Below are 14,185 nucleotides of genomic sequence, written 5' to 3'. Positions count from 1 at the left end.
GCGCGACGAGAAGGAGGAAGCGAGGCGATACGCCCGTGAGGCGCGAAAGACGCGTCCACGTCACGGAAGGAATACTTCGTGGTCACGAAGTCCCAGGACCGCCGCAAGGTCCGTCTCAGCCGTGCGCTGGGAATCCCGCTCACCCCGAAGGCCGCCCGCTACCTCGAGAAGCGTCCCTACGCTCCGGGCGAGCACGGCCGCACCAAGCGCAAGGCTGACAGCGACTACGCCGTCCGTCTGCGTGAGAAGCAGCGTCTGCGCGAGCAGTACGGCATCCGCGAGAAGCAGCTGCGCATCGCGTTCAACGAGGCTCGCCGCAAGGACGGCCTGACCGGTGAGAACCTGGTCGAGCTGCTCGAGATGCGTCTCGATGCCCTCGTGCTGCGTGCTGGCTTCGCCCGCACGACCGCGCAGGCCCGCCAGCTGGTCGTGCACCGTCACATCCTCGTCGACGGTCAGCTCGTCGACCGCCCGTCGTTCCGCGTGAAGCCGGGTCAGCTCATCCACGTCAAGGCCAAGTCCGAGGCTCTCGAGCCTTTCCAGGTCGCAGCAGCCGGCGGTCACGCCGAGGTCCTGCCCCCGGTTCCGGGCTACCTCGAGGTCGAGCTCGACAAGCTGCAGGCCCGCCTGGTCCGTCGTCCGAAGCGCGCCGAGGTCCCCGTGACCTGTGAAGTGCAGCTCGTCGTCGAGTACTACGCAGCCCGCTGATATCAGCATCCACGCGAGAGGCGCCGGGGTATCCCCGGCGCCTCTCGTCGTAGGATGGAGCGATGAAGAGACTGTCTTGGTTCCTGATCGGCGGTTTCGTCGCCGCCCACTTCATGAACAAGGATCCCCGCGGACAAGAGCTCTTCGCAGACCTCGACGCGAGGCTGTCGCAGGTCACCGCCATCATCGGCGACGCGTATCGGCAGCAGGACGCCCGCCTGTCCGACCCCGCAGAAGACTGACCACGACCCCCCCTCTCGCGCCGCGTGCATCGACGCGGCGCTCCTACGCAAGGAATGCCACGAGCTCTATGAAAACTGCGGAGATCGCGCAGCGCTACCTCGACTACTTCGAGAAGAACGACCACCTCATCGTCCCCTCGGCATCCCTGGTGAGCGACGACCCGTCGCTGCTCTTCACCGTCGCAGGCATGGTGCCGATGATCCCGTACCTCACGGGTGTCGTGCCTGCGCCGCATCCCCGCATCGCTGATGTGCAGAAGTGCATCCGCACCAACGACATCGAAGAGGTCGGACGCACGGCGCGTCACGGCACGTTCTTCCAGATGCTGGGCAACTGGTCGTTCGGCGACTACTTCAAGGAAGGCGCGATCCGCTACGCGTGGGAGCTGCTCACCTCCTCAGAGGCCGACGGGGGCCTCGGCTTCGACGAGAGAAACCTGTGGGTCACCGTCTACGAGACGGATGACGAGGCGGAGGCCATCTGGCGCGACATCATCGGCCTCAAGCCCGAGCGCATCCAGCGCCTCGGACGCGCCGACAACTACTGGAACACCGGTCAGCCCGGCCCCGGCGGCCCCGATTCGGAGATCTTCTTCGACCGCGGGCCTGCCTACGGCAAGGACGGCGGCCCCGCGGCCGACGACTCCCGCTTCCTCGAGATCTGGAATCTCGTGTTCATGCAGGAGTTCGTCGAGAACGTGCGGAGCAAGACCGAGTTCGACATCGTTGGCGAGCTGCCGATGAAGAACATCGACACCGGCATGGGCCTCGAGCGCGTCGCCTTCCTCAAGCAGGGCGTCGAGAACATGTACGAGACCGATCAGGTTCGTCCGGTGCTCGACCGTGCGGTGGAGCTCTCGGGAAAGACGTACGGCGCCGCTCATGAGGACGACGTGCGCTTCCGGGTCATCGCTGACCACGTGCGCTCGTCGCTGATGCTGCTCTCCGACGGCGTGCGGCCCTCGAACGAGGGGCGCGGCTACATCCTGCGCCGGCTGATGCGTCGGACGGTGCGCGCCATGCGTCTGCTCGGCGTCGACGCCCCGTCCTTCCCTGAGCTCTTCGCCGCGTCGAAGGAAGCGATGAAGTCGGCGTATCCGGTGCTCGAGACGGAGTGGAGCACCCTCTCCGCTGCCGCGTTCGCCGAAGAGGAGACCTTCCGTCGCACCCTCGCGCAGGGTTCGACCATCCTCGATCTCGCTCTGGCCGACACGAAGAAGGCCGGCGGCGTCACTCTCAGCGGGTCCGAGGCATTCCTCCTTCACGACACGTACGGCTTCCCGATCGACCTGACGCTGGAGGTCGCCGAGGAGGCGGGGCTCGACGTCGACCGCACCGCGTTCGACTCCCTGATGAAAGAGCAGCGCGACCGCGCCAAGGCCGACGCCCGCAATCGCAAGCGTCAGCTCGCCGATGTGTCGGTTTACCGCGAGTACCGTGCACTCGGCGAGACCGGCTTCGCCGGCTACACCGACCTGCAGACCGAGTCGCGCGTGCTCGGACTGATCGTCGACGGAGCCCCCGCGCAGACCGCGTCGGAGGGCCAGGTCGCCGAGGTCATCCTCGCCGAGACCACCCTGTACGCCGAGTCGGGTGGACAGGTGGCTGACAAGGGAACCATCGTCGGGGCGGGCTTCGAACTGGACGTCCTCGACGTGCAGCGGCCGGTCCCCGGGCTGATCAGCCACACCGTGCACGTCGCCTCGGGTTCGGTCGCGGTCGACGACCGGGCGACCACAGTGGTGGATGCCGCCAACCGCCGAGCCGCGCGGCAGGCGCACTCGGCCACGCACCTGGTGCACGCCGCCCTGCGAGACACGCTCGGCAAGACCGCCACGCAGGCCGGTTCGCTCAACCGCGCCGGCTACATGCGCTTCGACTTCTCCTGGTCGCAGCCGCTGTCGCTCGACACGCGCTCGGAGATCGAGGAGATCACGAACCGCGCGGTGAACGACGCCCTCGAGGTGACCACCCGCATCGTGTCGCTCGATGAGGCCAAGGAAGCCGGCGCCATGGCACTGTTCGGTGAGAAGTACGGCGATGTCGTGCGGATGGTCGACATCGGCGGCCCGTGGTCGCGTGAGCTCTGCGCCGGAACACACGTGTCGACGAGCTCGGAGATCGGACTCGTCAGCCTGGTCGGCGAGTCGTCGGTCGGGGCGTCCAACCGCCGAATCGAGGCGCTGGTCGGTCAGGACGCCTTCCGCGAGCTCGCCGCCGAGCGCACCGTGGTCTCCCAGCTGACGTCAGCGCTCAAGGCTCCGCGCGACCAGCTCGGCGCCCGTATCGAAGAGCTTCAGGCCAGCCTCAAGGCTGCCGAGAAGCGGATCGCGCAGTTCGAGGCCAAGGAGCGCGACGGCCGCGTGCCTGCGCTCGTGGAGGCCGCATCTCAGGCGGGCGGCTACCGCGTGGCTGCCACGTCGCTGGGCGAGGTCGGCTCGGCGGACGACATCCGCACGCTCGCGCTGAGCGTGCGCGAGCGTCTCGGCTCAGGCGCCGCGGTCGTCGCCTTCGGCGGCATCGTCGCCGGACGGCCGATCGTCGTCGTCGCGACCAACGATGCAGCGCGTCAGGCCGGCGCGAAGGCGGGTGCACTCGTGCGCATCGCTGCCGGGATGCTCGGCGGCGGTGGCGGCGGGAAGGACGACGTCGCGCAGGGTGGCGGCACCGACGCATCGGCGCTTGACGCCGCTCTGTCGGCTGTCGTCTCGGAGCTCTCGGGCGCGTGACCGGCTTCCGCCGCGGAACCAGGATCGGCATCGACGTCGGCAGGGCTCGCGTCGGCGTGTCCCGATGCGACCCCGACGGGATGCTGGCCGTGCCTGTCGAGACGGTGCCGCGCTCGGAGGCGTCGATCGATCGCATCATGCAGATCGTCGCTGAGTGGGAGCCGCTGGAGATCGTCGTCGGCCTGCCTGTGAACATGCGCGGCGAGGAGACGCTGTCGACCACCGACGCACGGCAGTTCGCGGAGGAGGTGCAGCGCCGATCAGGGCTGGACGTCCGGATGGTCGACGAGCGTCTCAGCACAGTCAGCGCGCACACGGCGCTGCGTGCATCGGGGCGATCGCAGAAGAAGTCTCGTAGCATTGTCGATCAGGTGGCCGCAGTGGTGCTGTTGCAGCATGCGGTCGACACCGAGAAGAGCACCGGTCGCCCCGCCGGTGCGTTGATCCCCGCCCCTCAGGAGCCGCCGCGCGATGTCTGACCCGCACGACCGCACGACCGATTCCCTCGGGGATTTCTTCGACAACGTCCCCACCGCGTCCACACCTCTGCCAGGGCGCGAGGTGCGAGATGAGCCGCTGCCCGGTTCGCGTCGTGCGCTGCGCGAGGCCGCAGCACGCGAGGCGGCCGCCCGCGAGTCCGCGGGGCGGGAGCATCCACCCCGCGCGGGCGACGAAACGCGGCAGGTTCCCGCGCAGCCCGAGCCGGCTTCCGTCGCACAGCCGGCAGCGCCGGCCGAGGCGCCCGCGGCCGCTCCTGCGGAGCAGACGCCTGCTGACGACTCCGACCACCCGATCGACGCACTGTTCGCTCCGGAGTCAGCTGTCGACGCTCCGCGGCGGCGGCGGGGGCGAGGCTGCCTGATCGCCCTGATCATCCTGCTCGTGATCGGCGGCGGCATCGCGGCGGGCGGCGCCTGGGTCTACAGCACCTACCAGGACAAGATCGACGACATCATGGGCTGGGGCGAGCCGAAGGACTACGAACCCGGCCTCGCCACGGGTGAGGCCTACGTCACCATCAAGAAGGGCGATACAGGCTCTCCGGTGTCGACAGCCCTCTTCGAAGCCAAGGTGACCAAGACGGATCGTGTCTTCTACGACTACCTGATCGAGAACGAGCCGAACGCGACGTTCTTCCCCGGCGTCTACAAGCTGCAGCAGAAGATGACGGCGAAGGATGCCCTGAAGGCTCTCGAGGATCCGGAGAACCGGATGGAGAACGCCGTGCGCATCGCGGAGGGCAGCACGGTCGACTCCTCGCTGCCGCGGATCGCAGAAGGCGTCGGCATCCCGCTCGAGGAGCTGCAGGCGGCGGTGAAGGACCCGAAGGTCTACGACGTCGACGCGCAGAACCTCGAGGGATGGCTCTTCCCCGCCGTCTACACCTTCGACCCCGGCGCGTCCGCGAAGGACGTGATCGCCGCCATGGTCGACCGCACCCGCGAGTCGCTGAAGAAGGCCGGGGTGCCCGATGCCGAGGCCCAGCGTGTCCTGACGATCGCATCGAGCATCGAGCGCGAGGCCCGCACGCCTGACTTCCCGAAGGTCTCCCGCGTCATCCAGAACCGCATCGACGACGGAATGATGCTGCAGATGGACTCGACGGCGCAGTACGGATACGGCGAACTGCACGCCGGCAAGGCCAGCACCTCCAAAGAGGCGCAGTTCGACGACAACCCATGGAACACGTACGTCATCACAGGGCTGCCGGCGACGCCGATCGCCAACGCGGGCGACGCGGCGATCGACGCCGCCATGCACCCGGCGGACGGGCCGTGGCTGTACTTCGTCACAGTCGACTTCAGCACCGGGGAGACCCAGTTCTCCGAGTCCTACGAGCAGCATCAGAAGGGCATCGGCCGGCTCGCCGACTGGTGCTCGGCCAATCCCGACTACAAGGGCTGCTGACATGTCCGATCGCCGCCATCTGGCGGTCTGGGGCGACCCGATCGGGCACAGCCGATCACCGCAGCTGCACCTCGCCGCCTACCGTCGCATAGGTGTGGACTGGACGTATGAGCGTCGGCAGGTCGGCCGTGACGCCTTTCGCGACGCCCTGGCATCTCTCGACGACTCATGGCGTGGGCTGTCGTTGACCATGCCGCTCAAGGAGGCCGCGCACGACGCCGCCGAGGAACTCGATCGTCACGCGGCGCTCACCGGGGCCGTCAACACCCTGCTCCTCGGCGAGAGCCTGCGCGGCTTCAACACCGATGTCGGCGGCATCGTCGACGCGTTCACGCACGCCGGAGTCACCGATGTGCGGACGGCGCGGATCCTGGGCGCGGGCGCGACCGCGGCATCCGCCCTCGTCGCCCTCAGCGACCTCGGTGCGACGGAGGTCGAGTTCCGCGCGCGACGGCCAGAGGCCGTCGATCGCCTGAGACCGACTGCGGAGGCGCTCGGAGTCAGGCTCACGACCGCGGAGTTCTCGTCGATCGCGTCGGACGTCGATGTCACCGTCGCCACGCTGCCCAGCGGCACCGTGCTGGATGCTGACCTCGCGCAGCCCCTCGCAGCGGTCGGAGGCACGCTGTTCGAGGCGGCCTACGCCCCCTGGCCCTCAGCTCTGGCCGCACTGTGGCCGCAGTCGAACGTCATCTCCGGCTTCGAGATGCTGCTGTTCCAGGCTGTGCGGCAGATCCGCATCTTCTGCTTCGGCGATCAGCGACATGAGCTGCCTGACGAGGCCGTCACAGTCGACATCATGCGCCTCGCGGGCATGGAAGACTAGAGAAATGCTCCGCGTGCTCACTGCCGGCGAATCGCACGGCCCCGAACTCATCGCCATCGTGGAGGGCCTGCCCTCCGGTGTGACCGTCTCGGCCGAGGCGATCCAGGCTGATCTCCAGCGGCGCAAGCTCGGCTACGGACGCGGTTCACGCATGAAGTTCGAGCAGGACGAGCTGTCGATCTCGAGCGGCGTGCGTCACGGCCTCACCCTCGGCAGCCCGATCGCCGTGCGCATCGGCAACACGGAGTGGCCGAAGTGGACCGAGGTCATGAGCGCGGAGCCTGTCGAGCTGACCGAGAAGTCACGTGGCAGGGGAGCGGCGCTCACCCGGCCCCGCCCAGGTCACGCCGATCTGGTCGGCATGCAGAAGTACGACTTCGACGAGGCGCGACCCATACTCGAGCGCGCAAGCGCCCGCGAGACGGCGGCCCGCGTCGCGCTCGGTGCGGTGGCACGCGCATTCCTCTCGGAGCTGGGCATCCGCCTCGTCAGCCACACTCTCTCCATCGGACCGGTGCACGCGCCGGCGGATGCCGAGCTTCCGACTCCGGACGACGTCGATGCGCTCGACGCCGACCCGCTGCGCTGCTTCGACGCGGCGACGTCTGCGCGCATGGTCGAAGAGGTCGACTCCGCCCGGAAGGACGGAGACACGCTCGGCGGCATCGTCGAGGTGCTCGCATATGGCCTGCCTCCGGGGATCGGGTCGCATGTGCACTGGGACCGCCGCCTTGACGGACGCCTCGCACAGGCGCTGATGAGCATCCAGGCGATCAAGGGTGTGGAGGTCGGCGACGGCTTCGAGACCACGCGTCGCCGAGGCTCTGCTGCTCACGACGAGCTGTTCGTCCGTGACGGCGGCATCACCCGCGCATCCGACCGTGCCGGCGGCATCGAGGGCGGCATGACCACCGGAACGGTGCTGCGCGTGCGCGCCGGCATGAAGCCGATCGCCACGGTGCCGCGGGCCCTTCGCACGGTGGATGTCGCGTCCGGCGAGACCGCGACAGCGCACCACCAGCGCTCCGACGTCTGCGCCGTTCCTGCCGCAGGCGTGGTCGCCGAGGCGATGGTCGCCATCGAGCTCGCGAACTCGCTGCTCGAGAAGTTCGGGGGCGACAGCATCCGCGAGACCCGTCGCAACGTGGAATCGTACCTGGCGTCCATCCCTGAGACGCTGCGCACGGCACCCGCATCCGAGGCGGCGCTGCTCGCCCATGATGAGCTCGTCTGAGCACCCGCTGACGCTCGTGCTGGTCGGCCCGATGGCTGCGGGCAAGACGAGCGTGGGCCGGAAGGTCGCGCGACTGCTCGACATGCCGTTCACCGACACCGACAAGCGCGTTGCCGCCGAGCACGGCCCCATCCCCGGGATCTTCGCCGAGCACGGCGAAGCGCACTTCCGCGATCTCGAGCGGAAGGCCGTTGCGACGGCGGTCGCACAGGGCGGCGTCGTGTCGCTCGGCGGGGGAGCCGTGATGGACGCCGGCACCCGAGCACTGCTGCACAGGCATCCGGTCGTCTTCCTGACCGTCAGCGCCGACGCCGTCGAACGCCGGATCGGGGGAGCGGGGCGACCGCTGCTCGCGGGCGAGGACGACCCGTTGGAGCGGTGGCGGGCCATCTTCGACCAGCGACGTGGCTGGTACGAAGAAGTCGCCGACCTGACCGTAGACACGTCGCGCAGACCCATGCGCGCACTGGCGGAGGAGATCGCCGCCTGGAGGAGGAAGCAGCAATGACCACGACCACCATCAGCGTCACAGGCCAGACCCCTTACGAGATCGCGGTCGGCCGGGACATCCTCGACCAGGTGAAGACCGCTCTCGATCCGGCCGTCCGGAAGGTGCTCGTCGTGCACCCCCCGACGCTCGGCAAGCGCGCGGCCGACCTCCGCGAGAGGCTGATGGCGGACGGCGGTCTCGACGTGCTGCTGGCCGAGATCCCGGATGCCGAGGCGGGCAAGCGCATCGAGGTAGCGGCGTTCTGCTGGCAGGTCATGGGCCAGGCGGACTTCACCCGCACCGACGCAGTGATCGGCTACGGCGGCGGATCGGTCACCGATGTCGCCGGATTCGTCGCCGCCACCTGGTTGCGAGGTGTGCAGGTCGTTCAGGTGCCGACCACCGTGCTCGGCCTGGTCGACGCTGCAGTGGGCGGGAAGACCGGCGTGAACACCGCAGAGGGAAAGAACATGGTCGGCGCCTTCTGGGCTCCGCGCGCGGTGATCGGCGACCTCGACGAGCTGCAGACGCTGAGCCCGAACGAGGCCACTGCAGGCTATGCCGAGGTCGTCAAGGCGGGCTTCATCTGGGCGCCCGAGATCCTCGACATCGTCGAGGCATCGCCCGAGCGGGCGGTCGACCCGACGACCGATGAGTTCCGTCGGACGATCGAGCTCGCGATCGACATGAAGGCGAAGGTCGTCTCCGATGACTTCCGCGAAGCGGGGCTGCGCGAGATCCTCAACTACGGGCACACACTGGGTCACGCCATCGAGCACGCCGAGCGCTACCAGTGGCGACACGGCGCCGCGATCTCGATCGGCATGATGTACGCCGCCGAGCTCTCGCGTCTCGCAGGACGCCTGCCGGACGCCGGTGCCGACCGGCACCGCTCGGTGCTCGAGTCGCTCGGACTGCCGACGACCTACCGTGCGGGCGCCTGGCAGCAGCTGCTCGCCACCATGCAGCGCGACAAGAAGGCCAGGGGAGGGATGCTGCGGTTCATCCTCCTCGACGACATCGCCAAGCCCACTGTCGTGCAGGCTCCCGACGAGTCGCTGATGTTCGCCGCCTATCAGGAGATCGCGGGATGAGCGACACGCGCAGGATGATGCTGCTCAACGGTCCGAACCTCAACCTGCTCGGCACCCGCGAGCCCGACCTGTACGGCACGGCGACGCTGGCCGACGTCGAGCAGCTCACCGCAGCGGCAGCGGCAGAGGCCGGGTACGAGCTGCGCGCTCTGCAGAGCAATCACGAGGGAGTGCTGATCGACGCGATCCACGCGGCGCGAGAGGACTGCGCGGCGATCGTCATCAACCCGGGCGGCCTCACGCACACCTCGGTGTCGCTTCGGGATGCCCTGACGGGAGTCGCCCTGCCGTTCGCTGAGGTGCACATCTCCGACGTCTACGCACGTGAGAAGTTCCGCCACTTCTCGTACCTCGATGATGTGGCCGACGTGCGCGTCGTCGGCAGGGGAGTGGAGGGCTACGCGCTGGCCGTGCGGGAGCTCGCGGCGCTGCTCTGAGGACGCCAGGCGCGGGTACCCCGCACGCCCGATCCAGGGCATCCGATAGAATCGCTTCTCGGCCACTTCTCTGCGCGCAACCGCGCCCGGCCCTCGAAACTTCTGAACGAACGGACCCGCATCACCATGGCATCCACCGCAGACATCAAGAACGGCGTCGTCATCAAGATCGACGGACAGCTCTGGAGCGTCGTGGAGTTCCAGCACGTCAAGCCCGGCAAGGGCGGCGCGTTCGTCCGCACCAAGCTCAAGAACGTCGTCACGGGCAAGTCGGTCGACAAGACCTACAACGCCGGCACGAAGATCGAGATCGAGAACGTCGATCGCCGTGACTTCACGTACCTGTACACCGACGGCGACAGCTTCGTCTTCATGGACCAGGAGGACTACGACCAGATCAACGTCCCCGCGGCCACTGTCGGCGACGCGAAGAACTACATGCTCGAGAACCAGCAGGTGCAGATCGCGCTGAACAACGGGAACCCGCTCTACATCGAGCTCCCGGCTTCGGTCGTGCTCGAGGTCACCTACACCGAGCCCGGTCTGCAGGGCGACCGGTCGTCGGCCGGCACCAAGCCCGCGACGCTCGAGACCGGCTACGAGATCCAGGTTCCGCTCTTCCTCGAGACCGGCACCAAGGTCAAGGTCGACACCCGCACGGGTGACTACCTCGGCCGCGTCAACGACTGATCTTGAGCGCCCGCACCAAGGCGCGCAAGCGCGCCCTCGACATCCTTTTCTCGGCCGACGTGCGCGGCGAGGAGCTCTCGGTCGTGCTCGCAGCCGCCGCGAAGCGTGCCGCGAGCGAGCCGTCTCGCGAAGCGTCGTGGCTCTACGCTCGCGAGATCGTGGACGGCATCATCGACAACCGCGATGAGATCGACGAGCACATCACCACGCACAGCAACGACTGGAAGCTCGACCGCATGCCGGCCGTAGACCGCGCTCTGCTGCGCATCGGCACGTGGGAGATCGTCTACAACGACGAGGTGCCCACGGCGGTGGCGATCGATGAGGCAGTGGAGCTCGCGAAGGAGCTCTCGACCGAGGATTCCGGCGCGTTCGTGCACGGGGTGCTCGCGCGCATCGCCCGTTCCATCTGATCGCGACACGCCACGACGAGCATGTCGGCGGTGACGGGGAGGATGCTGTCATGAGCCCTCCCCGTCCTGCCGTCAGCGTCCTGCGCGACCTCGCCGGCGATGGCGGGTACCAGCGGGGGCTCGACTACGCACGACGAGGGCGCGTGGCCGTCGCCCGGTGGGATGCGGCGACGCAGACGCTGGCCGCCGAGGTCTTCGGCAGCGAGCGCGCACCCTATCGCTGCCGCGTCCGCTTCGACGGACAGCGCATCATGACGACCCGATGCTCGTGTCGTGTCGCGACCGCGTGCAAGCACGTGATCGCCGCGATCATCGTCGGTCCGGACGAGAGCATCGAGATCACCACCCCTGCTCAGCCGCAGCCAGCCGTCGCGCCGCCTCCGCCTCGGGAGCCGTGGGAGCAGTTCGGCGCGTTCGCGCGGCCCGTGCCGCCGCCCGCATGGCGTGCGCTCCTGGACTCATCCCGCACGCCGGTGGATGCTCAGCCGCTCGCGGTCGGCATCGAGCTGCGGGTGCGTCCTGCTCGCTCGTTCGATCGATGGGGACCGGCTGCGCTGCAGACCGCGACGCCGCGCGATCTGGCGGGCGAGCATGGAGAGCTGCTGCTCGTGGTCCGCCCGCTGATGCGCAGCGCGTCCACGGGCAAGTGGATTCAGGGCGATGCGAGCTGGGACTCGGTGCGCCGGTCCGCGGGTCGGTTCGACCCGGAACAGGCGCGCTGGTTCACGGACTTCCTCAACATCGCCCGCGACTCGCTGCTCTCCGGCACCGCCGGTGACTGGATCGCACTCGACCGCGTCGAGACCCCGCTGCTCTGGCAGCATCTCGATGCGCTCCCCGGGCTGGGCATCCCGATCGTCCCGACGCAGAAGCACACGACGGTCGCTCTCGCCGGTTCGGCACAGATCGGGCTCCGTATCGAACCCAACGACAGCGGCGGACTCGCCGTGAGCGTCGACGCTGTGATCGACGGCCAGGCGGCGGCTGCGGCATCCCTTCGCCCGATCGGACGGGTCGGTGTCTACCGCTGGCAGCTCGTCGGGGCCGGCATCGAGATCGCCATCGCACGAGTGGCGCTGGCACCGCCCGTGCTCAGCGCGCTCAACACCGCCGCGCCGATCGATGTGCCTGAGCACGACAGGCAGCGCTTCCTCGCAGAGGCGTACCCCGCGCTCGCGCGCCAGACCATGGTGTCGGCGCCCGACCACGTCGCGCTGCCCATGCTCGCCGTTCCGGAGCCGCTGCTGCGCGTCGCTTTCCGCAGCGGGCACCGCATCGACTACCGGTTCGAGTGGGAGTACGCCGGCAGCGGGCCGGTCCCGTTCACGGGTGGCGAGCCGTTCCGTGATCCGGATGCCGAACGCCGCCGCGTGCGCGAGCTGGAGGCAGTATGGGCCACCGGGAGCGGCGAGCCGTTCCGCCATCAGGGCGAGCTCGAGCAGCTCACCGCCGCGGAATGGGCCGCTCACGTCCTGCCTGCATTCGAGGCTGCCGGCATCAAGGTCGTCGTCACCGGGCGACGCCGCAGATACCGGGAGCTGACGGGAACCCCGGAGATCTCGGTGTCGACGGTCGAGTCGACCGATCCGGACTGGTTCGACCTCGGAGTGCTCGTGAAGATCGACGGGCACTCCATTCCCTTCACGCCGCTGTTCACTGCGCTGAGCATGCGGCGCACCAAGCTCATGCTGGTCGACGGCACCTACTTCTCGCTCGCGCACCCTGCGCTGCAGGAGCTGCGCGAGCTCATCGACGAGGCAGGTGCTCTCGCCGAGTGGGAGACCGGTCCCCGCATCAGCCGCTATCAGACTGCTCTCTGGGACGACTTCGAAGACCTCGCCGATGAGTCCGAGCAGGCAGTCAGCTGGCGCGCGACGGCAGAGGGTCTGCGGGGGATCGAGCACGTTCCCCCGACCGCGCCGCCGAACGGCGTGCGCGCGCAGCTGCGCCCCTATCAGCAGCAGGGACTCGACTGGCTCGTGTTCCTCTGGAAGCACCGTCTGGGCGGCATCCTCGCCGACGACATGGGTCTGGGCAAGACGCTGCAGCTGCTCTCCCTGGTCGCCCACGCCGTCGAGACGGGGGAGACGAGGCCGTTCCTCGTGATCGCGCCGACGTCCGTTCTGAGCACCTGGCGCAGCGAGGCGGGCAGATTCACTCCGGGGCTTCGGGTAAGGGTCGTCGAAGGGACGGGGTCCCGTCGACCCGACCAGATCGCGGCCATGGTCGCCGGGGCCGACATCCTCGTCACCTCCTACACCCTGCTCCGCCTGGACGCCGAGGAATACCAGGGCATCGATTGGGCGGGTGTCATCGTCGACGAGGCGCAGTTCGCGAAGAACCCGGCGACGAAGGTGCATCAGGCGATCGCGAAGCTGCGTTCGACGGTGACGATCGCCGTCACCGGCACCCCGCTAGAGAACAGCCTCACCGACGTATGGGCCCTTTTCGCCCTGACGGCGCCGGGATTGTTCCCCTCGAAGCGCCGCTTCCGCGAGGACTACGTGCAGCCGATCGAGCAGGGCAAGGTGCCGGAGAACGAGGAGGGTGCACCGTACCGCCAGCGGCGCCTCGAGCGGCTGCGCCGTCGCATCCGCCCCCTGATGCTGCGCCGCACGAAAGAGCTGGTCGCCGCGGACCTTCCCGAGAAGCAGGTGCAGGAGCTCTTCGTCGACCTGAGCCCCGCCCACAGGGCTGTGTATGACACGGTGCTGCAGCGTGAGCGGCAGAAAGTGCTCGGGCTGCTCGCCGATCTCGACCGCAACCGCTTCATCGTGTTCCGCTCGCTCACGATGCTGCGCATGCTCGCGCTGTCTCCGCGGCTGATCGACCCGGATGCCCCCGACGCCGTCTCGGCGAAGCTCGACGTGCTTCTCGAGCACGTGCAGGAGCTGCGCGCGGAGGGTCATCGTGCACTGGTCTTCAGCCAGTTCACCTCCTACCTCGAAATGGCGGCCGAGCGGCTCCGCGAAGCCGGCATCGCCTACGCGCATCTCGACGGGTCGACTCGCCGTCGGGAGGATGTCATCGACGCATTCCGCTCGGGCGACGCACCGGTGTTCCTCATCAGCCTCAAGGCAGGCGGGTTCGGACTCACCCTGACCGAGGCGGACTACGTCTTCCTCCTGGACCCGTGGTGGAATCCCGCAGCCGAGGCACAGGCCATCGACCGCACGCACCGGATCGGCCAGACGCAGCGGGTGTTCGTCTACCGGCTCATCGCCGCTGGAACGATCGAGGAGAAGGTCCTGGCGCTGCAGCAGCGCAAGGCCCGGCTGTTCACCGCCGTGATGGACGATGAGGCGCTGTTCGCGCAGGCGCTCACCGCCGACGACATCCGCGGGCTGCTGGATTCCTGACCGTGGCGAGACGGGCATCCGGATAAGCACGGCCGGTCACCGACTGCGCACAGCA

13 protein-coding genes are annotated in these 14,185 nt (G+C 68.5%); all 13 read left to right on the top strand.

The annotated features are described in order from the left end of the window. The first annotated feature begins 78 nt into the window (after nucleotides 1–78). A complete protein-coding gene (rpsD, locus tag JOE67_RS00750) occupies nucleotides 79–708 on the top strand; it encodes a 30S ribosomal protein S4 (RefSeq protein WP_099196950.1) in 630 nt (209 codons plus the stop codon). 62 nt (nucleotides 709–770) lie between these two features. Then, nucleotides 771–950: a hypothetical protein gene (locus tag JOE67_RS00745; RefSeq protein ID WP_204973666.1), complete on the top strand. Its 180-nt coding sequence runs from the start codon at nucleotides 771–773 to the stop codon at nucleotides 948–950. Nucleotides 951–1,018: 68 nt separating this feature from the next. Next, nucleotides 1,019–3,679 carry an alanine--tRNA ligase gene (gene alaS / locus JOE67_RS00740; protein WP_204973665.1) on the top strand — a complete coding sequence of 887 codons (2,661 nt, stop codon included), beginning with the start codon at nucleotides 1,019–1,021 and terminating at the stop codon, nucleotides 3,677–3,679. After that, nucleotides 3,676–4,158 carry a Holliday junction resolvase RuvX gene (gene ruvX, locus JOE67_RS00735; RefSeq protein WP_204973664.1) on the top strand — a complete coding sequence of 161 codons (483 nt, stop codon included), beginning with the start codon at nucleotides 3,676–3,678 and terminating at the stop codon, nucleotides 4,156–4,158. Before alaS ends, ruvX begins: the two co-directional genes overlap by 4 nt. After that, a complete protein-coding gene (gene mltG, locus JOE67_RS00730; protein ID WP_204973663.1) occupies nucleotides 4,151–5,587 on the top strand; it encodes an endolytic transglycosylase MltG in 1,437 nt (478 codons plus the stop codon). Before ruvX ends, mltG begins: the two co-directional genes overlap by 8 nt. A 1-nt stretch (nucleotide 5,588) precedes the next feature. After that, nucleotides 5,589–6,413: a shikimate dehydrogenase family protein gene (locus JOE67_RS00725; protein ID WP_204973662.1), complete on the top strand. Its 825-nt coding sequence runs from the start codon at nucleotides 5,589–5,591 to the stop codon at nucleotides 6,411–6,413. 4 nt (nucleotides 6,414–6,417) lie between these two features. Next, nucleotides 6,418–7,647 carry a chorismate synthase gene (gene aroC / locus JOE67_RS00720; RefSeq protein ID WP_204973661.1) on the top strand — a complete coding sequence of 410 codons (1,230 nt, stop codon included), beginning with the start codon at nucleotides 6,418–6,420 and terminating at the stop codon, nucleotides 7,645–7,647. After that, entirely contained in the window at nucleotides 7,634–8,155 is a 522-nt protein-coding gene (locus JOE67_RS00715) for a shikimate kinase (RefSeq protein ID WP_204976555.1), read from the top strand. The genes aroC and JOE67_RS00715 overlap by 14 nt, the downstream gene beginning before the upstream one ends. Then, nucleotides 8,152–9,231 carry a 3-dehydroquinate synthase gene (gene aroB, locus JOE67_RS00710; protein ID WP_204973660.1) on the top strand — a complete coding sequence of 360 codons (1,080 nt, stop codon included), beginning with the start codon at nucleotides 8,152–8,154 and terminating at the stop codon, nucleotides 9,229–9,231. The genes JOE67_RS00715 and aroB overlap by 4 nt, the downstream gene beginning before the upstream one ends. Further along, nucleotides 9,228–9,668: a type II 3-dehydroquinate dehydratase gene (aroQ, locus tag JOE67_RS00705; protein WP_204973659.1), complete on the top strand. Its 441-nt coding sequence runs from the start codon at nucleotides 9,228–9,230 to the stop codon at nucleotides 9,666–9,668. The genes aroB and aroQ overlap by 4 nt, the downstream gene beginning before the upstream one ends. A gap of 126 nt (nucleotides 9,669–9,794) precedes the next feature. After that, nucleotides 9,795–10,358, top strand: a complete 564-nt coding sequence (efp, locus tag JOE67_RS00700) for an elongation factor P (protein ID WP_071643676.1) — start codon at nucleotides 9,795–9,797, stop codon at nucleotides 10,356–10,358. A gap of 2 nt (nucleotides 10,359–10,360) precedes the next feature. After that, nucleotides 10,361–10,771, top strand: a complete 411-nt coding sequence (gene nusB, locus JOE67_RS00695) for a transcription antitermination factor NusB (RefSeq protein ID WP_204973658.1) — start codon at nucleotides 10,361–10,363, stop codon at nucleotides 10,769–10,771. Nucleotides 10,772–10,821: 50 nt separating this feature from the next. Then, on the top strand, nucleotides 10,822–14,130 hold the full coding sequence (locus tag JOE67_RS00690; protein WP_239527933.1) for a DEAD/DEAH box helicase: 3,309 nt from the start codon (nucleotides 10,822–10,824) through the stop codon (nucleotides 14,128–14,130). Nucleotides 14,131–14,185: the final 55 nt, after the last annotated feature.

The sequence above is a fragment of the Microbacterium esteraromaticum genome, from assembly GCF_016907315.1.
Taxonomy (GTDB): Bacteria; Actinomycetota; Actinomycetes; order Actinomycetales; family Microbacteriaceae; genus Microbacterium; species Microbacterium esteraromaticum.
The sequence above is the reverse complement of the archived record's forward strand: the minus strand, read 5'-3'. Positions and strand labels throughout refer to the sequence as shown.